Origin of the sequence: Erysipelothrix anatis, assembly GCF_009828745.1 — a bacterium.
GTDB lineage: Bacteria > Bacillota_I > Bacilli_A > Erysipelotrichales > Erysipelotrichaceae > Erysipelothrix > Erysipelothrix anatis.
Map to the genome: position 1 here is coordinate 89,115 of NZ_WTSX01000007.1, position 20,500 is coordinate 109,614.

The 20,500-nt window shown below is 35.4% G+C and carries 14 protein-coding genes; 2 read left to right on the forward strand and 12 right to left on the reverse strand.

Translation table 11 applies throughout. The features are described 5' to 3' along the window. Nucleotides 1-425: 425 nt before the first annotated feature. The 7 genes from GVV19_RS06605 to GVV19_RS06635 all read right to left on the reverse strand — a co-directional run bounded on the left by GVV19_RS06605 (nucleotide 426) and on the right by GVV19_RS06635 (nucleotide 12,920). On the reverse strand, nucleotides 426-3,695 hold the full coding sequence (locus GVV19_RS06605) for a glycoside hydrolase family 3 N-terminal domain-containing protein (RefSeq protein WP_159646549.1): 3,270 nt from the start codon (nucleotides 3,693-3,695) through the stop codon (nucleotides 426-428). A gap of 15 nt (nucleotides 3,696-3,710) precedes the next feature. Continuing rightward, complete coding sequence (locus GVV19_RS06610; protein WP_159646551.1) at nucleotides 3,711-4,610, reverse strand: glycoside hydrolase family 3 C-terminal domain-containing protein; 900 nt, start codon at nucleotides 4,608-4,610, stop codon at nucleotides 3,711-3,713. Between the two features lie 30 nt (nucleotides 4,611-4,640). After that, a complete protein-coding gene (locus GVV19_RS06615; RefSeq protein WP_159646553.1) occupies nucleotides 4,641-5,234 on the reverse strand; it encodes a hypothetical protein in 594 nt (197 codons plus the stop codon). Nucleotides 5,235-5,628: 394 nt separating this feature from the next. Then, nucleotides 5,629-8,697, reverse strand: coding sequence for a glycoside hydrolase family 3 N-terminal domain-containing protein (locus GVV19_RS06620; RefSeq protein WP_159646555.1), 3,069 nt, complete (start codon nucleotides 8,695-8,697; stop codon nucleotides 5,629-5,631). A gap of 308 nt (nucleotides 8,698-9,005) precedes the next feature. Next, on the reverse strand, nucleotides 9,006-10,016 hold the full coding sequence (locus GVV19_RS06625) for a glycosyltransferase family 2 protein (RefSeq protein WP_159646557.1): 1,011 nt from the start codon (nucleotides 10,014-10,016) through the stop codon (nucleotides 9,006-9,008). Nucleotides 10,017-10,018: 2 nt separating this feature from the next. After that, a complete protein-coding gene (locus GVV19_RS06630; RefSeq protein ID WP_159646560.1) occupies nucleotides 10,019-10,510 on the reverse strand; it encodes a GtrA family protein in 492 nt (163 codons plus the stop codon). 1 nt (nucleotide 10,511) lies between these two features. After that, nucleotides 10,512-12,920, reverse strand: a complete 2,409-nt coding sequence (locus GVV19_RS06635; RefSeq protein WP_159646562.1) for a glycoside hydrolase family 3 C-terminal domain-containing protein — start codon at nucleotides 12,918-12,920, stop codon at nucleotides 10,512-10,514. A 200-nt stretch (nucleotides 12,921-13,120) separates the two neighbouring features. On the opposite strand from GVV19_RS06635, the gene GVV19_RS06640 reads away from it, so the two are divergent. Further along, on the forward strand, nucleotides 13,121-13,828 hold the full coding sequence (locus GVV19_RS06640) for a LytR/AlgR family response regulator transcription factor (protein WP_159646564.1): 708 nt from the start codon (nucleotides 13,121-13,123) through the stop codon (nucleotides 13,826-13,828). Then, nucleotides 13,828-15,156: an ATP-binding protein gene (locus GVV19_RS06645; RefSeq protein WP_159646566.1), complete on the forward strand. Its 1,329-nt coding sequence runs from the start codon at nucleotides 13,828-13,830 to the stop codon at nucleotides 15,154-15,156. Before GVV19_RS06640 ends, GVV19_RS06645 begins: the two co-directional genes overlap by 1 nt. 25 nt (nucleotides 15,157-15,181) lie before the next feature. On the opposite strand, the gene GVV19_RS06650 is transcribed toward GVV19_RS06645, so the two are convergent. The 5 genes from GVV19_RS06650 to GVV19_RS10940 form a co-directional block, all read right to left on the reverse strand. Next, nucleotides 15,182-16,714 (reverse strand): PTS transporter subunit EIIC, encoded by a 1,533-nt coding sequence (locus GVV19_RS06650; RefSeq protein ID WP_159646568.1) that lies wholly within the window; start codon nucleotides 16,712-16,714, stop codon nucleotides 15,182-15,184. 216 nt (nucleotides 16,715-16,930) lie between these two features. Next, nucleotides 16,931-17,944 carry a glycosyltransferase family 2 protein gene (locus GVV19_RS06655; protein ID WP_159646570.1) on the reverse strand — a complete coding sequence of 338 codons (1,014 nt, stop codon included), beginning with the start codon at nucleotides 17,942-17,944 and terminating at the stop codon, nucleotides 16,931-16,933. 51 nt (nucleotides 17,945-17,995) lie between these two features. Further along, nucleotides 17,996-19,102: a UDP-galactopyranose mutase gene (gene glf / locus GVV19_RS06660; RefSeq protein ID WP_159646572.1), complete on the reverse strand. Its 1,107-nt coding sequence runs from the start codon at nucleotides 19,100-19,102 to the stop codon at nucleotides 17,996-17,998. 91 nt (nucleotides 19,103-19,193) lie between these two features. Next, the gene (locus GVV19_RS06665; RefSeq protein ID WP_159646574.1) at nucleotides 19,194-19,379 is read right to left on the reverse strand and encodes a hypothetical protein; all 186 of its coding nucleotides are present in this window, start codon (nucleotides 19,377-19,379) and stop codon (nucleotides 19,194-19,196) included. A gap of 435 nt (nucleotides 19,380-19,814) precedes the next feature. Continuing rightward, nucleotides 19,815-20,222, reverse strand: a complete 408-nt coding sequence (locus GVV19_RS10940; RefSeq protein WP_159646624.1) for an aldo/keto reductase — start codon at nucleotides 20,220-20,222, stop codon at nucleotides 19,815-19,817. Between the last annotated feature and the right edge of the window lie 278 nt (nucleotides 20,223-20,500).

Sequence of the window (20,500 nt, forward strand, 5' to 3'; positions counted from 1 at the left end):
AATCCTACGACTCAAAACGTATAAATAATTTTTAATAATGAATAATTACAAAATTCAACTTACTTGAATTACACTTTTCGGTGCACCACTATTTAGCTAAAATAGTTTTACTTATTTCAAATACACTGAATCACTTCGTCATAAAAAAACCACCATCATAGAAATGATGGCGGTAGTATCTCGGCAATACTAGATAGCTAAGAGCATGTACATTTAATTACTCCCACTCTACAACCTTAATCGTATCACCAGTCTCAAATCAGCCATTTTAAAGGCTATTTAGACACCATTTTTCTCCGTATTATCACTATTCTCATGGTTATCGAAGTTTTTGACATCAATTTGACATCACTTTGTACCGTCTAAAAATATAATTGATATATATGGAAGAGTAATCAAATCTCTTAAATTACAACTACTTTGAACTAAAAACGCTCCAGATATTCATCATATAGAGCTTTTTTTATCTCTTTTTGTTGACTGCCAATTATATCTTCAAAGTAAACTCTATGTTCAAGATAATCGATACCTTCTAACGAGTCTCGAATAGATTTGACAAAAGCGACATCCTTCTCGATATATGGAACTCTGCTACCTGAAAAGCTTTGAGACATAGGTAATATAGAAATTTGCTTAAAATGACTAAAGTCCTTATTAAGTGATAAATACCTTAGTACAAATAATTTTCTTCTTTCTGTAGTTGCAGTACTTAACAACTTAAACAATATCTTCATCAAATCAATTTGATTGTATTTATTATCTATATATGACTCAATCCACTTATTACAACTTGGACTATCGATAAAAAACGCATCATATCTTCCTAAGGATAAATATATTCTATCTTTGCTCTCAAACTCACTAATTCTCTCGAAAATGAGATCTGCGAGTTCCATATAGTTATTCATGCTCCAAATTACAGTAAGTTTTGTAACCATATTAGGTATATTATTCTTTAGTGCTAAATCAATATACGTATCTAAAAATTCTTTATCTTTTTCTAGAAGAAATGATAGAATATTATTATTGAAATCAAAACTGTTCTTATAAATCATGGCTGAAAGGTATATTTTTTGGAATTTCTTATTGTCGCCTTCACTATTTATACCTTCAAAACAATTATGAAGTTCACTGTTATCGATTTGAAGTGGTCTTAAAAACTCAATAATTAAGTTTGGTTCTTCCTTGCTTAAACTCTCTAATCTACTTGTGTATTCTAGAATCACCTTTGTATTACCTTGACAAATATCAAATAGCTCATCAATAGAAATAACATATTTTATTGCATCGGACTCATAGTCTAAAGTTTTTATTATCCTCTCTTGCCTTTTATTACTTTTACTGCTTAGAATCAAAATAGTTTTTAAAGTTTGACTATTAGTGAATGATGGTTCATCAAATAACTCAAACGCTTTTTCAAATCCTAATTGATTTTCTATAGAATTTACAATGTAAGTAATAGTCCAACTATCTTTTACTGTTTGAAGAATTTTTTTATAGAAAGCTATTGATAAAATAGTATTCCGTAATCTAAACTCTTCAAGTAAAAATCTAACTCCTTCACTAAACGACCAATCAATATCAGCAGTGTTCCTTATTTGAATAAAATCAAACATCTGTGTCAATTCACCAAGACTGTTTTGATCAACCAGCTCTCTTATTTTTCCCTTTTTAAAAAATTCAAATTCATCGTAATCTATTTCCTTAGTGGCAAAATAGCCGATAGTGTAAACTTTCTTGCCAGAAATAAACAAGCCAAAAGCAACCAATGCATCTACAATCCACAAGACGATTTGATAGACAGCGATTCCATTACTGAAGGTGCCACCATCGGTTAGTCCGTTCATTGCTAAACTATTAGCAATATTGAAGAGAACATTCTTACTTGAACGTCGTAATTCAGCTCGACTCCAGTCTTGCTTTGCATCACTTAACGGAATTGCACCAGTAGCAAGGAACATATCGCCACCTGCTGCTAGGAATTGATCCGCAAACTCAGGACTCATACCAGACATATAGTCAGTGATAATTACCCCTTGGAAGCCCCATTCACCACGCGTTACATTTGTTATTAAGTTATAATTTGTGGTTGCATGGGTTGAACCAATTCTATTAAGCGACATCATGAGACCTTTCGCACCACCAGTTTCAATCGACATTTGGAAAGGTTTTAAGTAAATTTCACGAATTGCTTGTTCATTTGACCAAGTCGCAACCGAATTGTAAGCAGCTCTGTTTGTTTCTTGATCATTAAGTGCAAAGTGTTTTACATACACATAAACACCTTTGTCCTGGACTGCCTTAACCACATTCAAACTTACATTTCCTGACAAATATGGATCTTCGGAGTAATACTCGTAGTTTCTGCCAGAGAATGGTGTTCTATGTATATTAACTGCCGGCGCATACCAACCACTCGTCTTCGTATTGATTGCATCTTCGCCGACTAATTTACCAAATTCAGCAGCTAAATCCGTGTTAAAGGTTGCCGCAACCATAGTACTGGTAGGGAAACCAAAACCACTTTCACCAGTGATAAAGTTTGAAATACCACTTGGACCATCGTATTCAAAAGTCTTAGGTTTGCCAACGCTATCAATAGCCGCAGTACCGTAACCTGATTTATTGAATAGACCATGTTGTTCACTTAGTTTCATTGCATTAAGAAGTTCATCCCATTTTGGGTCATCGAATGGAAGTCCTACCATATCTGAAAGAACTAAATTAGTTTTTTCATCATACTTATAGGAATCTTTATTTGGATAGCCCACTGAATCAATGGCCGGAGCACCTGATGCATCATACCCTTCAGCCGATAAGGCATCACGTAACGCTTCACTAATGGTTAGTGTGGCAACATTGCCTTCTAAATCAGTAACTTCTGAAACACCGGAAATTGAAGAACTCGCATACTCAAGCTGCCCATTATCAAGAACTGACCAGTTACTACGAGAAAGATATAAGGCATCTTCAGCAATCACATCATCAAATTGATTAGTAATTTCAGAATTTGTCACCGAAGTATTGAATAATACTTTTTCGGCAACATCAAACTGTGAGACCAGTGATGAATTACCATCATAATCCATTCCGTTTGCAGTAGAGAATCCTTTTGCACTAAGAACATTGTTGACAGCATCATGAGCATTTTTTGCTGCAGTGATATAATACGAACCAGAATCAAGTACATAAGTTTTCTCACCAATGTAATCATATGAAGCTAAATCTTTTTGATCAAACTTAATTTCAATAACTTCTTTTTCATTAGGTTGTAACTCTTTCGTTTTAGCGTAACCAACTAACTGCACTGATGATTTTTCAATACCACCAATCGTATAAGGTGTCTGAGCGTAAAGTTGGATAACATCCTTACCCGCAACTGTTCCACTATTTGTGACTTCTACACTCATGGTATAAGAGCCATTTTCTTCAACTAGTTTTTGTTCACCCCATGTAAATTCAGTATATGATATACCGTGTCCGAATGGGTATTTCACTGTAGACTTGTAGTCATAGTCGCCTACACCATCTGTCCCGATTACTTGATTTTCATATCGGGTTTCATAATAACGGTAACCTACATAGATACCTTCACCATAATTCACATATGATTGTCCTGTAAGTTCACCATTTGCATCAACATATCGATAATCGCCAAAGTTTTGCATCGCTGCTGAGGACTTATTGTCATACACATAGGTATCAATAAGTTATCCTGATGGATTGATTTCACCATTGATCACTTTTCCGATAGCATCGATACCGTTACTTCCAGTACCTGTGTACCACAAGGCAGCATCGACACCATATTCATCTTGATCAACAAAGCCAAGTTCCATTGCACCTGCAGAATTAATAATGACAAGTGTTTTAGCGAAAGTTCCAGAATCCTTGATTGACCGTAAGAGATCTTTCTCTTCTTGTGATAAACTTAAGTAATTATCTTCAGCATTCCCTCCAAAACGTGACATTTCAGTAGGCAAATCGCCACCTTCACCACCTTTTCGAGAAAATACGACAATGGCTGCATCATTGTATGAAGCATAGGAATTAAATACTTCTGAAGCATACTCGCTTTGAGGCACCTCATCAATTTTCCAGTCTCCTTTTGCACTACCACCACCATGTGCTGCGCCTGAACCATGAGAATGAGTAGAATTAGCATAAAAATCGTATAGAGTTTCATTAATTTCATACCCCGAAGCTATTAAGGATTCCTTAAGTGATTTCACTTCGCCAGAAACCGCTCCAGACCCACTTCCTGACACAATTTTCCCGGCTGAAGATATACCAAACAAACTGATTTTTTTCGCATCAGTAAATGGCAAAGCACCATTGTTTTTCAAAAGAACGGTCCCTTCAGCAACAATTTGTTCAGTTAAATCTGCTTGAGCAGTTTTACGTTCTTCTTCCGATGCAAATTCGCTTGGGAACAAGTAATTAGAAGTATCACCCGTACTACCCTCTCCAATAACCCCAAAGTAATCCGACAATGGTTTTTCCCAATATGCTGCCACACTGTTTAAAGCCACAGTCAAGACAATCCCAATGATCATCATTGTCGAAGTTAAACCTATAAATCCTTTTTTACCTCTCTTCTTTTTCTTCATGAGTACCTCCCAAGTGAAATTTATTACAATTTATTCATCATCGGAACTTTTTGTTTCATTGTATGTAAAAGTCGATGTTTCTTTATCAACCGTTACAACAACACTTGAATCATGTTTTTCACTATCCAAATAATACTCTGTTAGGAATAAGTCTAAGGGTTTATGAAACTCATCTTCCTTTACTTGTACTAAGTCTCCAGCCGAAGCTTTTCCACTACTGTTTAATAAATATCCTGTTTCACTAAGCGATGCCCAATTTTCATCAAATTCATTATCTTCAGGCGACTCTAAGGTAACAACAAAATCCTCAGATGTATACTTGCCAGTGAATTTATGAGTTAAATTAATTCCATTCGAATCCACTTTTCCTGAATCATTTAATACTACAATTTGCTTAGTATATTCATATGTACCATCATCATTAAGTACAAGTGTATTGATTTGCGAAGCCCCCAATGCTGAAATAAATCCGTTATGTGATGTTTGTCCTGCTAATTGTTCTGGGCTAATTTGATACGTATATGTCCCAGCAATTTCTGATCCTTTTGCACCACATCCAGATAAAATCAACACTGTGGCTAAAGCAATTACAATAAATCCTGTAAATCTATTTTTGTTTTTCATATTATTTCTCCTTTGACATTATTATACTACCCAAAAAGTAAACCCTTACAGAGATGCATACTCTGCCGAAATACATGCATAATTTGCTCATAATTTAATAAAAGTTTACTACCATCCTCAAATATGACTACCCGAATTATTCGAACACTTACTAAATTGTCATGACTCCACATACATCAACAAGTTATTGATATAAGAAATATTTAGTTTCACACCAAGATTTCTTATCATCTGTTGAATCTGCCATATAATAATCTACTCAACATACAAAAAAAGAAACATCCGTAACCTTTCGTTTTATATCGAAAATCAGGTGGTGGATTATTTCTTTTTATTTGTAATTCTATAAAATTAATTTCTATCTTCGTACCATACTTCCTTCACTACTTTAATACTATGAGGAGATTTTTTTTGATTTTCTATGACGTCTGTATGTAAACCAACCAAGGACTACAATTGTCAAAGAGGCAGCTCCAGTTATGCTATAACGAACTAAATCAGTTGTTCTTACCCCAAGATTAAACTCTTGTTTGAACACGCTACCGCTCATTGCTCCATTCATAGCGTTCGAATTAGCTATTGTATACAAAATTCTATGCATAGCTTTTCTACCATAATGATATGTTGCTGGATCATTTTCATCGAATATATAATCGGTTGGATCTTCTGCGTTTAGGAGTTTTGCATCCGCTCCTGCTTCAATCATTTGATATGTGTCCATAAATACACCAGTATTCGCATTATCGGTTATAACAAACCCATTAAATCCCCATTCAGTCCTCAATAGGCCAGTAATCAGTGGATACGAGCCACCAGTCCATGTCGTACCTATTCGGTTAAAGGCAGTCATTAACGCCATATTAGCTGGAACTTGCTTTGATTTATTAATAAATGTTTCTCCATCAGTGGTTGAAACATATTCTAAGGTAACATCGCCAACCTTCATGGTTGCCTCAAAAGGCTTTAGATAAATTTCTCGGATAGCTTGCTCATTACTCCAAGTCACTAAACCATTTTGTCCTTCCGAATCACCTCGATGATTCTCCTGGTCATTGAGTGCAAAATGTTTGACAAACGTGTAGAGTCCCTTTTCAGAAGCCCCGTACACTGTTTGAGCTGCAAACACACCAGATAAATAACCATCTTCTGAATAATACTCGCCGTTTCTACCCGAGAATGGAGTTCTGTGAATATTCATTGATGGTGAATACCAACCATTTGCGCCACCTTGTAATGCACCGTTTCCTATTGCTTTACCGTAGTCGTATGCAAGATCTTTATTCCATGTCTGAGCCAATGTTATCATCTTCGAGAACATAGTTCCTGTTCCGCCATACACAAGACCAGAAGCAGTATCTCCATCTACATTGTAAGACTTACCTACTGACTTTAGCGGGTCACTTCCGTACCCAGAATTTCCGATCAATTTTTTGTAATCGTCTGCTTTTAGTTGATTAAGTAATTGTTCCCATTTGGGATCATCAAAATTCAGACCACGCATGTCAATTAAATCAAGACCGTTTTTTTCACCATAAACTGGTTTATCAGAAATTGAGCTTGCCTCAACTGGGTTTTTTGAATCTTTGCTCTTAATCGAATCAAGCAGGGCGTTAGAAGCGGTTTTTTTACGCGCAAACGAAGCAGGCAACCCATCGATTTCACCATTTATCTCATTACCCCATGTACTAATTACATCAGAAATTTCACCATCAGGTTTAGGAAATGTACCTTCCCAGTCGCTTCTGCTTAAATACAACAAATCGCCATTTGCTTCATCGAACAAGTTTGAAATTGACATATTGGTCGCTGTATCCTTACTGTATTTCAACAAATCTTCTGTAGCATTTTTAGGCATATATTCTGAAACTAAATCTTCGCGGCCGTTGTATGTCATGCCATCCACACTGGTATATCCCTTGTTACTCAATATGTTATTTATTGCATCATGAGAATCGTGAGCAGCTGTAATATAGTGCGTGCCAGGACTTAGTATATATGTTTTAGCTCCAGTGTAATCATATGACTTTAACTGTTCTTCACTAATCTCAATTGTAACAGTTTCTGTTTCTCCGGATTTTAGCAAACCTGTCTTAGCAAACCCTATAAGTTCAACTGATGCCTTTTCTACCTTATTTAATTTATCATAATCAGTATATGGAGACTGAGCATAGATTTGAACTACTTCTTTACCTTCAACATCCCCGATATTTGTGACTTCAATGTTAATCGTTGCTATATCCTTGTTCCAATCTATAGCGAAGTTCGACCACTCAAACTCAGTGTAGGAAAGTCCATATCCGAACGGATATCTGACTTCCTCATCATATTGAAATTCGCCAGGATTTCCTTGCGATAAAACAACATCCTCATATCGGGTTTCATAGTAACGATAGCCGACATAAATTCCTTCCAAATAGCTAATATAATTGTAGTCTGACATTTGACCCGTTTCATCATAATAGTAGTAACTACCAAAGTTCTGCGCTGCTGGTGAAGCTAGTGCATCATTCGCAAATGTATCTACCAACTTTCCTGACGGATTTACTTCACCAGTTAATACTTCACCTAACGTATCCAAATTTGGAGCAAGCACAATCGATTTCAAATTTTCAAACTCATCAGTCCATCCTAGTTCAATAGCAGAGTTCACATTCAAAACAAGAATGAAATTTTCGTAATTATCATTAAGATAAGAAATAATTTCTTTTTCAATGCTATCCAATTCGAGATAGTGCTTTACCTTATCTTCCTGAATATCCGTATGATTATACATTGAGCGAGGCATATCTCTACCCTCACCAGCTACACGACTTAGAACATACACTGGAATCGTATTCTCTACTGAGGCTAGAACTCCTGAATTTTCTAAAATCGATAGTGGTGCTTCGTTAATCTTGAAATCCTCGTCTCGACCATAATTAACTGAGCCAGATCCCAAACCATATCCTTTTCCATCTCCTTGTGCATAAAAATTCCATAACTCCTCATTGACTATTAATCCAGCTTCTTCCATAAAATCTTTTAAGTTGTTTGACTTCCCCCCTGACATTGCTGAAATAGCGCTCGGATTGAATCTAGTTTTTGCATTTGCACTAAAGAAACTAAAAGTCTCGTTTTTTGAAACTGGTAAATAATCATCATTATTTTGAAGCAGAACTGTACCTTCTGCCACCATGTTGTACTTTAAAGTGTTTTCAAAATCAGTTAATTCCTGTGCAGTGAAATCAGATTTATTGTATTGTAAATCGACACCATCGGTCTTAGCTTTTTCATTATCAATTGTAATTGAATAATCTTTAGTCACATTAGTGACCATCTTATTATTTAGTAAGTTAGAAACAGTAGTATTTGTAACTACAATTACTATCACCATAGCAATAATGATGATTGTAGAAATAACTGTTTTAATAATTTTTTTTCTTTTACTCTGAACATTTTTTCTTTTACTTTGAATTTTTTTCATTTTTTCTCCTTTACCGCCGTGAGACGGTCACAAAAATTTCATTAATTAGTTCCTAATAAGTACTTTTAAAACTGATACCACGAAAGGCTAGCATACTAAGGTCACCATTAAAAGACTAGGGAAAAGTATCTTGAAAATTGTTAGAAGTACCACCACTGCCTCAGAAACAAATTATACTTGATTGTTTTTCCGGGAGAAGTTATTAGTAATATTAACTACGCCACTTAATTCTCAAGTGAAAACTTATACATTCTAGATTTTATTTTTATGCAATACTTCTAGAACATATGGTGGGTTCAATTAGATTTCTAGTTTAAACCGTAAACTATTTGAATTGCTTTATAAACACCAATCGTTAACTTACGATTTAACCATAGATCAGGACTTAACACCGCCCCTATAAGACCCCGTTTTAGGTCTTTATATAAGGGAGTGTTACTCTCTTTAATGTAGTTCCACAACCAAGTTTTCTTTTCTAGGTTTTCTTCCGTGTTGCTACGAATCATCATAACCGATGATACACCAGTTATGATTTCTAAATAGTGAAACAGATATTTTCGAAGGTTTATCTCCTCTGTTTCAATGCGTTTATACTCATCGATTAAAACTTTATTGACAAAGAGTTGTTGATCAATTTGGCGAATCATATTTTTTTCATTTACAGACTGTTCTTGGCGACCAATGTGATATCGATATAAGTCAACATCCATATAATACATGGTCTTTACCGCCTGTAAAGGTACAAATGCATAAATATTATCAACATAGAATGAATGCTTCGGAAGTTCTAAATTTAATTCCTTTAACATTTGCGTTCGGTAAACAATCGAATGCATCAATAGATACTTACCCATTGGGAGTTTAAATTCACCCCAGCCAAAGTACTGATTGAGTGGTAAGGATTTCGTATACCGCATAACTTTTTTGCTTTTTCGGCCTTCTTTTTCATAAACATAATTAGCAATAATCATATCAACAGCTTCTGTTTTAGAAAAATGTTCAATTTGCTTTAGCAAAGCTTTCAACGCAATCTGATCAAGCCAATCATCACTATCGACGATCTTAACATAACGTCCACTTACCAATTCAAGACCCGCATTAATAGCACCACCATGACCAGCGTTTGCTTGTTGGTGAACCTTAACAATAGTTGGATATCTGGCTCGATACTGTTCCGCGATAGCTTGTGTATTGTCAGTTGATCCATCATTAACAATAATTATTTCAATCGAATTATCATCAATTAATAATGAATCAATACACCGTTCCAAAAAAGCTTCGGAATTGTAGCTAGGAACAATAATGCTTAAGTTTTTCATTTTTAATCATCTCGTTTCATTATCTTAAACTTCATCATTGGATAATTAATCACTACCTGAACAACAATATTAACAATATTAGCGATAACCGTTGCGAAACCACCCACATATGGTGTTAAGAATTGGATAATATATGGAGGAAGCCATATCGAGATGATTCCTGCAACAGTAACGGTCAGTATGTACCAGTGAATTACTTTTTTAACACTCACATTCGAATCAAAGACATACTTCCTTTGAACGATGAAATTAACGATTTGTGCGATTACATAAGCAAGCAAGAAACTTAAGAATCCACCAAGACCACCATTTTCAGGTGCGTAGTCAAAGATAAACCAATGAAAGGGAATACTACTAAACGACTTAAATAAAACCGACATGCATATTGCCAAAACAACAAAGTTGGTAATCGTTGCTACATTACTCAATAAGTTAAACATAATAAATTCATACATATCAGGATACTTCACTTTAAAATTTCTTATCGCATCCATACTACACCACCGCTTTCTTACTATCTTTTACCAGTTTTTGATTACTGAAGAAAGTACTGATCAATAAACGCAAACCTCGAATAAAACGTCCATTTACGACGACAAGCATAGCATCAACCATATCCGCACTCACGATTCCATTTGTCATTTTAGCAATAGCTCTAAAAGGCATATTGTAAATGAATAAGATATTTAGATTCGGTTTCCCTTTTTTCTTACTTCTATTTAGAATCATGTCCATTACTTTAAAGACAGTACGAGCGAGCCCACTTTTAGCGTATTGGATACACTTAATCGGGTCATTAGATTCGATTGTTACACGTTTTTGATAAGGCATACTCTCAATATCGCGTTCTAATAATGTTGAATAGACAGAATCACTCACTGATTCCAGTTCTACTGAATAATAAGGTTGAATTCCGTCAATATGATTCAAAACGACGCCATCCAGTTCAATTACTTCGCTTAGTTCGACATCATTAACATTTCGTGCAACCATAATTTTATATTCGCCCGCTTCAACAACCCATTGATTAAGAGATGCATCATACACTCGAAAACTCATTTCATTAAGTGGTAAGAAAACTTCCTTACTTTCGCCTTTATTTAAGAATACTTTGGTGAACGCTTTTAGTTCCTTACCAGCCCGAGGAATCGCAGAATTCTTCTTTGCAATGTAAACTTGAATAATCTCTGCAGCATCATACTCACCCACATTTTCAATAACAACAGTGACTCCTTTTTTATCAGCTTTCATAGACTTGTATTTAAATTCTGAGTAACTTAGACCATAGCCGAAAGGATACTTCACTGATTTGTTAATGGTATCAAAGTAACGATACCCAACAAAAATACCTTCTTTGTATAGAACATCCTCTTCAGTACTTGGAAACTCTGTAGCAAAGGGAATATCACGATATGAATGTGGGTATGTTTCATTTAGTTTGCCGCTAGGCGATACATGACCACAAAGCACATCCAAAATTCCTAACGCTCCCATCTGTCCGGATAAATAGGTATGAAGTACAGCTTTGGCATCGACATCCCAAGTCATCTCAACCACCGATCCCGCCGAAAGCACAGCAACGATATTTTTATTCACTTTAGCAAGCTCCTGAACAAGTTTTCTTTGGTTTTCAGCCAATTTAATATGCTCACGATCCATGCCTTCACTTTCACTTTGTTCACTCAAACCAAGATAGAGTAAGACCTTATCTGCTCTTGAAGCTACGTCAAGTGCTTCATTAAGGAGCTTTTGATCAGCTTGGCCATTTCTTTGAAATCCTTGCGCATAGGCAACAACATTCAATGGATAATTATTTATCTCATCTAGCGTATTGACCAGCTTCATTGGATTAACAATTGATGATCCAGAACCCTGATAACGTGGTGTTTTAACAAAATCACCAATTAAAGCAATCGATTCATTATTTTTTAAGGGCAAAATATGATCTTCATTCTTTAGAAGAACAATACTTTCTCGAGCCGCTTTCTGAGCTAATTCATTATGAGCATCATAGTCGATTTTTGCTATTTTAGGAATTTCTTGTTTGGCAAGAATCACATCCAACAATTCATCAACCCGCTCATCCAGTATCGCTTCACTTAGTTTACCCGATAGAACTGCATCAATAATTTGTTTTTGTCCATCTGGGCCAACGGTTGGCATGGCAAGATGTGCACCATTTTTAACAGAGAGCACATGATCATTACTACCACCCCAATCAGAAACAACCATTCCTTCGAATCCCCAATCATCAAGAAGAATATCTCTCAGCATTTTTTTATTTTCATGAGCATAAACACCGTTAATTTTATTATAGGCAGACATAATACTCTTAGGTTTACCTTCTTTTACAGCAATTTCAAAGCCAGTCATATAAATTTCTCTAAAAGTGCGTTCATCAATGATTGAGTTTGACGACATTCGAATGGTTTCTTGTGAATTGACAGCGTAGTGTTTTGGACAAGCATATGTGCCACTACTCTGAATACCCCGAATGTGAGCCGCAGCCATCTTACCCGTTAAAAATGGGTCTTCACTAAAATACTCAAAGTTTCGTCCACACTTCGGATTTCGCTTAATATTTAAACCAGGTCCTAAAATGACATCAACATCCTTATATGATGATTCCGCCCCAATTTGGTACCCAACTGCTTCAATTAGTGACTCATCCCATGAATTAGCCAGGGTTGCGGCTGTAGGAAAACAGGTTGCGGGTAGACTTTCATTTAAACCCAAATGATCAGCAGCACCTGTTTGTTTTCTAAGTCCATGAGGACCATCAGATAAGAAAATTGAAGGAACTTCTTTATCTACATACGAAACTGTTTCCCACATATTTTTTCCCGACATTAATGCTGCTTTATTTGACAATGTTAGATTCTTTATAATTTCTTTATGCTTCATATCTTAACCTCCGAAAGTGCTTTCATACTATATTCGAGATTATAGCATTCCCTTGTAAAGTTAAAATTACGTCTTCGTAGATTGTTGTTTTTACCACATATTCTGTGTGAAATTTGCTTTGCAAAGAAACATAACTTGCTTTTTTATCAATTTTCGCTTAGATTGTAAATGATAAACACTCATAAATAAGGAGGTATATTATGCGCATCGCTGTCGTCGAAGATAATGAAGAACATCGCACTACACTTGTGAACCATTTAAACTCTTTTGCCAAAGAATTTGGTATCGCCATAACGGTTGATTCATATGAAAGTGGATTTTCTTTTTTTGATCACTTCCATAGTAATTACGACATAATCTATTTAGATGTTCAAATGCCACATATGGATGGCATGGAAACCGCCCATGAAATTCGCAGTCGCGATACACTCGTTGATATTGTCTTCGTCACTAACTATGTTCAATGGGCAATTTACGGTTATGCCGTCAATGCCAGTGATTTTTTATTAAAACCACTAACCTATTTTAACTTTCAAGAACACTTCAAAAAAATCAACAATAAAATTGCTCAAAGAGGCAGTAATTTTATATCAATTAAAACACCTTCGGGAATACGAAAACTCAATGTAAATGAAATTCTCTACATTGAGAGCGAAGGCCATTATTTAAGCTTCCACTTACTTGAAGAAACATTCTCAATTTTAGAAACAATGCGCGAAATGGAAGAAACCCTTGTCCCCTATAACTTCTTTAGATGCAATAATAGTTACATCGTTAATTTAAAATATGTTCAAGGCGTCGAAAAAAATATCGTCAGTGTCGGTTCATCCGAGCTACAAATTAGTCGTCCGCGTCGAAAAGAATTTCTTGAAGCACTGACCAACTACATAAGTGAGAATCGAAACTGATGGAAAATCTACCGAATATACCACGACTTTATACCGCGATTGCAGAGTGGCTCACCTGTCTTCTGTTTATTCTTCCCGCAAGTAAGAGAAAAAACTGGATTCCCTTACTTGGCTTGGCTTTAGTTGGACAAATCCTGCTCCAATCATTCGCCGGAACATGGCCCTTATTCTTCTGGATACCAGGAATGATTCTTAATGTCGTTTGGATGTATATTACAATCATCATCACAACAAACATTAATCCCCGAAACGCAATCTATATTTGTAGTAAGGCCTTCATATTTGCGGAATTCATTGCCTCCTTAGCATGGCAACTATTCTGTCATATGCTTTGGACACCACAACGAACAATTTCTGCCATATCTTTTGCATTCATGTCACTAGTTTATCTTTTACTCATTCTTTGTTCTTCCGTTCTCGAAAAACGAAGCGGCAATATCAGTGCGCAAACCGAAATGAGTACCAAAGATATCTTTATCGCCGTATTTACAGTGATCATCATCTTCTCAATGAGTAATGTAGGGTTTGTATTATCAACCTCGACCAATCATTTCAGCTCACCGACAACTATTTTCGTTACCAGAACACTCGTCAATTTATGTGGTATTTGCATTCTCTATCTGCAAGACAAACAGAAACATGAACTAAGACTACTCACTGAAATTAACGCGATTAATAATATGTTTCAAACACAGTATGAACAATATATTGCCTATCGCGAAAGTAGTGAACAAATAAATCAGAAATTTCATGATTTAAAATATCAAATTGATATTATCAGAGCTGAGAAAGAACTTCCCAAAAAAGAAGCATACCTTTCTGAAATGAGTCAAGTTCTGAATGCATACAGTGTCAGCATTAATACGGGAAACGGCATCATTGATACCATATTAACAAGAAAAAATGCCTATTGTGTTGATCACGAAATCACCTTTACTTGCATTGTAGATGGTAAATTACTGGATCATCTTGACATCATGGATACAGTCGCATTATTCGGAAATGCGCTAGACAATGCCATTGAAGCCGTCGAAAAAAACAAGAAAAAAGAAGAACGCTTGATAAATCTCCGTGTCTTCCGTAAGGAACAATTTATTATGTTTCACATTGAAAACTACTGTAATGAAGTGATTGACTTAAGTACTGGGCTTCCCGAAACTACCAAGTCGAATAAAGATAACCACGGATTTGGCATTAAAAGCATCCAGTTTATTACGGATAAGTATAATGGCAATATGAATTTAACTTATAAGGATAAGTGGTTCTCACTAAAAATATTATTTCCTCTTAACGCTATAAACACAAACAAAAATGAGCCCTTGCACTAAGTAAGCAGCTCATTTTTTAATTCATTTAGTTATTCTGTAGGTACTCATCAATTTCAGTTTTGATAGTTGCAACTTTAGGACCAAATATCAATTGAATATTCTGTTCTTGAATCATGACACCTAGAGCATTAGACTTATTTAAAATTCCTTCATCTATTAGGGATTCATCCTTTACATAAATTCTCAATCTTGTGGCACAGTTACCAATATCCACAATATTATCCTTACCACCTAATCCCTTAAGAATGGTGCTTATCATACTATCCTTATCTTCGTCATTAGACTCATTCTGTATCCGTCCCAAGGTTTTGATGTCTTGTTTGTTAACGATAAATCTAAAAGTAAGATAGTAAAGAATAAAATAAATTATGCCTACGAGTGGAATCAATATCCAAGAGGTACGATCATTACCAGGTAGTATTCCATAGAAAAATAAATCCAATAATCCACCAGAAAACGTAATACCAACTGCAATATTTAAAATATGCGCAATCATATAGGCAAGGGCTGAATAAATGATATGAAGCGTATAAAGGACGGGGGCGACAAGCATGAACATAAACTCAATTGGTTCTGTGACACCCAATGAAATACAAACAAGAGCCGCACTCATATACCGTGAGCGCACTTTATCTTTTTGCGACTTATCAGCACTATGATAAAGCGCTAATGCTGCACCTGGGAGACCAAAAATCATAAAAATATATTCTCCTGAGAAAAAACGGCTGGCTTCAACACTGAGATGACCCGCTGACTCTGTTGCCAGTTGAGCAAAAATAATATTCTGACCACCATGGATAAGTTCACCTCCTACTTCCATAGTTCCGCCTAGCACACCTTGCCAAAAGGGCATGTAGAACACATGATGCAAACCCAGCGGTATTAAACTGCGTTTGATTAATCCAAATAAAAGTGTACCAACATATCCTAAGTTAGAAATAAGCAGTCCCAATTGAAATAAAAGTGAAAATAAATAAGGCCACACAAGAAATATAAGCCATCCTAATACGATTGCTACTAGACTTGAAATGATGGGTATAAACCGCGTGCCCCCAAAGAAGTTCAGTGCCTCAATAAATTCAATCTTATAGAATCGATTATGAAGTTGTGAAGTGACTATACCAATCAAAACTCCTCCAAAAAAGCCCGTATCCAGACATCTCACGCCTAAGATAGTCTTAATACCTGTACGCAACAATTCAGAATCACTCGCGCTCGGATTCATTTCAATCAATGTAGCTACCGTAACATTCATAACTAAATATGCAATTGTTGCAGAAAAAGCAGCCGTTTCTTTCTCCTTATGAGATAAACCAAAAGCAATCGCGATTGCAAATAATAAGGGTAACAATTCAAAAATTAGTTTGCCAACCCGAACCATAATAACCATAAACTGATTTAAAAACGAACCCGACTGCAATATTGTATAACTACTAAATATGTTCCCCGTAAAATAACTACCAACTGAAATCAAGATACCCGCGATTGGTAATAGGCCAATAGGTACCAATAAACTTTTACCCAGCTGTTGTAAAAACCGATTTATTTTTTGTTTCATGATGACACCCCTTAAAATTATAAAATGTAAACTTAGCATACGTGATACGGCTTTTTATTTGAACAAAATCTCATATTCTGTCAAATTTATCACATACATGGTTAATCAAGTTGTTCATCTTTGAAATCAAATTAGACCCTGGCAGTCTCTTAAGGACAAAAAAAGACCGCCTATATCACAAAAGCGTGTCTTATATGGTTATTCTAAAGTTTGCAGTTAATTAAAACCAAATATCTTTTGGGCGATACGATAGAAAAGAATTACAAACCGACGACTGATAACATTCTCTTTGACCAACCAAAAGCCCATAAAACTTCGTTTAAATCTTTGATAAGTGAACTCATCTTGCGCTTCAAAGTCGCGAAGTAACTGTTGCCCTTTAGCATTGCTCTCTTCCGTGTCCGATATGCGAATCATAATTAATGAAATCGCACTCACAATTTCGAGGTGATGATACATCGGATTACCCATTGCCGATCTTTTATCTTCAAATGAAGCATAATAAGCAATCATCGCTTGGTTTACACGTAATTGTTGGTCAATTCGTTGAATCATAACTTTTTCATTCACCGATTGATCATCACGACCAATATAATAGCGATATAAATTAACATCATGATACATGATTTGTTCCGTATAAGGAAGCGACTTGAAAACAAACAAACTGTCAACGTAGAACGTATGTTCAGGTAATCTGGGATGATGCTTTTGTAAGATTTCAGTTCGATGAATCAGAGAATGCATCATCAAATAAGTTCCCAGCTGTAATTCAACCTCACGCCACGAAAAAGTCAAATCGATGGGTAATTGTTTACGATAATTCATCGTTTTTTTATGCTTGACGCCAACTTTTTCATAAACATAATTGCAAATAAGTAAATCAAGTGGCTCTGGTTTATGACTGTTTTTCGCTAAAATTGACAAGACCTCTCTCAAAGCATCTTCATCAAACCAATCATCACTATCAAGCACTTTGAAATACCATCCGGTAGCCGCTTCAATACCGACATTCACGGCCGATCCATGCCCACCATTTTCTTTGTGTATGACACGAATTTGATTAGGGTAATCAACTTGATACGCATCCGCAATCTGCGCGGTGTTATCACTTGATCCATCATTAACAATGATAATCTCAATGCGATCATCACCAATCAACAATGAATCAATACTCTTACGCATGTATTGTTCTGAATTATAGCAGGGTACAACGACACTCAACAGTTTCATATTATTCTCCGCTTCACTTGCTCACTATTATAAAAACACAATCGTTGAAAGTCAAATACTTAATTCAAGCTCGACAAGCTTAAGTGCATTTTCAATCACCTGGTGCATATCATAATATTTATATTCACCCAAGCGACCACCAAAAACAACATTAGGCATGTTTGCTGCCAAGGCTTGATATTTCATTAATTTTTGATTGTTAGGAAGATCATTCAAAGGGTAATAAGGTTCATCACCGAGTTCCCAGTCTTTTGAATATTCCTTCGTGATGACAGTTTTATCTTGGGTCCCAAAGGCAAAATGCTTATGCTCAATAATGCGCGTATACGGTGTTTCACTGTCTGTAAAATTCACTACAGCGTTACCTTGATAATTTTCTTCATCCAAAATTTCATGTTCAAACCGCAAACTACGATAGTCCAAAGCACCAAATTGATAATCAAAAAACTGATCAATCATACCGGTAAAAATAATTTTATCGGCAATTTTTTCATAGTGATCACGATCCGCAAAAAAATCAGCATTTAATTTCACATCAACATCTTTAAGCCATATATCAAAAAGATGATTGTATCCCTTCACAGGAATCCCTTGATAACGATCATTAAAATAATTATTATTGAAGGTAAAGCGCACCGGAAGTCGACGAATAATAAAAGCCGGTAAATCCGTGCAAGCGCGTCCCCATTGCTTTTCAGTATAGCCCTTAATCAGTTTTTCATAGATATCACTACCAACTAACTTGAGCGCTTGTTCCTCTAAATTTTTTGGTTCATCAACAAAATGTTCGGCTTGCTGTTGGGCAATAATGGCATGTGCCTCTTTGGGATAACGAATGCCCCACAATTTACTAAAGGTATTCATGTTGAAAGGCAGGTTAAATAATTCTCCCTTATAGTTGGCTATTGGACTATTAATATAATGATTAAACGAAACAAATTGATTAAGATAGTCCCACACCGCTTGATTATTGGTGTGGAATATATGTGCACCATACCAATGCACTTGAATCCCTTCAATTTCTTTGCAATACATATTACCACCTACATGATCCCGCTTATCAATCACAAGCACACGCTTGCCTTGTTTTTGGGCTTCGTAGGCAAAAACAGAACCAAATGGGCCTGCTCCCACAACTAAATAATCATATGGTTTCATTGTTCACCTCATATGAATTTATCATCTCATACTGCATACCCATAAATCAACCATCCCAAGAAACATTTCATAAGCATCTCATTTTTTGTATTTAAACCTGTAAATAACTAGCAAGTAAAATAGCGATTAACCCTAAAATAAGGCCACCTCGTTTACAAAAAACCAATGTTCTAATTCGTTTTTCATCACTATCATCCTTAAGTTTCGCATTTTCAATTTGAGCATAGCCAACTAAGGCAATACCACAAACCATTACAGTTAATGGAATTAAAATCATACCTCATCCCTCCCAATCATTTGAAACATGGTACGTAAATAAGCTCATAATTACCGATTAAACTACGCAAATAAGAACTCATCGATAAATCATGTTTTATCAAATAACGAAAGCTATATTCAGAAAAAGACGGAAAGAAATATTTCATTATTGAATCATTATAGGACCTATACTGATGTCTCCCTTTGAATATAAGCATGAGTATTAAAGACTCAAGCAATGCAATGATAAATCCGATCATTATCTCATACCCGTTTTACTAAGTCTAACAGAATTTAATCAAGTGTTTCCAACCTATTTACGCACATTAATACGGTAATATTTTAACTAAAATCACCTAAGTCATTTCTCAAAAAAACCACTTTTTCGTCAAGGTGATGATTAACCCTACTACTTAAGTGGCCCTTATCCATTCATTAAATTACCGTTTAGATTTCAGGAAAAAAGAGCATCAATCATATCGAAATCAGTCTGCTCTAGCACGACAACATTCATGTTATCAGCGACTTGACCAACCTGTTTGGCTCCAGGAATTATGGCCGAAATGGCATCATTCATCAAATACCAACTGAGCACAATATTTGTGATATTCGTATTGTATTTAACAGCTAAGGGTTTTAATTGATTAACCTTGGCCACTGTTTCTTTAAACGATTCACCTTGAAATTGTGCTTGTTTCGAACGTAAATCATCTTCCGGAAAAACAAAACTCTCTTGGTATTTTCCGGTTAAAAGACCCGATGCGAGCGGGAAAAACGGAATTAATGAAATATTATTTTCTTGTAAATAAGGGAATAATTCCTGTTCAGCGATAGTGTCAAGTATCTTGTGTAAACATCTAATTGATGTTTACACAAGATACTTGACACTATCCGCAAAATAATATGTCCTAGCATTACTTATAAAATAAATTATAGACTATTCTCCAAAAATTTTATACAAGTTATGTAAGAAAGCTATGTTTCTCAACGGAAAATCAACAAATATAGTCAAAACTATTCCTCAAGAACAAAGTAACAATTCAATTCCTCAAATTTTTATCTTATATATGAACTAGGTGGAAGTATCCCACTATTTAAAAAATCTCATTAATATAGAGACGTGGTTTAATAAAATTAAAG

Excerpts from the sequence above, each read along its gene's own strand:
- GVV19_RS06610 (WP_159646551.1), bottom strand. The coding sequence starts at position 4,610 with ATGAAGAAAAAGAAGAGAGGTAAAAAAGGATTTATAGGTTTAACTTCG.
- GVV19_RS06615 (WP_159646553.1), bottom strand. The coding sequence starts at position 5,234 with ATGAAAAACAAAAATAGATTTACAGGATTTATTGTAATTGCTTTAGCC.
- GVV19_RS06620 (WP_159646555.1), bottom strand. The coding sequence starts at position 8,697 with ATGAAAAAAATTCAAAGTAAAAGAAAAAATGTTCAGAGTAAAAGAAAA.
- GVV19_RS06625 (WP_159646557.1), bottom strand. The coding sequence starts at position 10,016 with ATGAAAAACTTAAGCATTATTGTTCCTAGCTACAATTCCGAAGCTTTT.
- GVV19_RS06630 (WP_159646560.1), bottom strand. The coding sequence starts at position 10,510 with ATGGATGCGATAAGAAATTTTAAAGTGAAGTATCCTGATATGTATGAA.
- GVV19_RS06635 (WP_159646562.1), bottom strand. The coding sequence starts at position 12,920 with ATGAAGCATAAAGAAATTATAAAGAATCTAACATTGTCAAATAAAGCA.
- GVV19_RS06640 (WP_159646564.1), top strand. The coding sequence starts at position 13,121 with ATGCGCATCGCTGTCGTCGAAGATAATGAAGAACATCGCACTACACTT.
- GVV19_RS06645 (WP_159646566.1), top strand. The coding sequence starts at position 13,828 with ATGGAAAATCTACCGAATATACCACGACTTTATACCGCGATTGCAGAG.
- GVV19_RS06650 (WP_159646568.1), bottom strand. The coding sequence starts at position 16,714 with ATGAAACAAAAAATAAATCGGTTTTTACAACAGCTGGGTAAAAGTTTA.
- GVV19_RS06655 (WP_159646570.1), bottom strand. The coding sequence starts at position 17,944 with ATGAAACTGTTGAGTGTCGTTGTACCCTGCTATAATTCAGAACAATAC.
- glf (WP_159646572.1), bottom strand. The coding sequence starts at position 19,102 with ATGAAACCATATGATTATTTAGTTGTGGGAGCAGGCCCATTTGGTTCT.
- GVV19_RS06665 (WP_159646574.1), bottom strand. The coding sequence starts at position 19,379 with ATGATTTTAATTCCATTAACTGTAATGGTTTGTGGTATTGCCTTAGTT.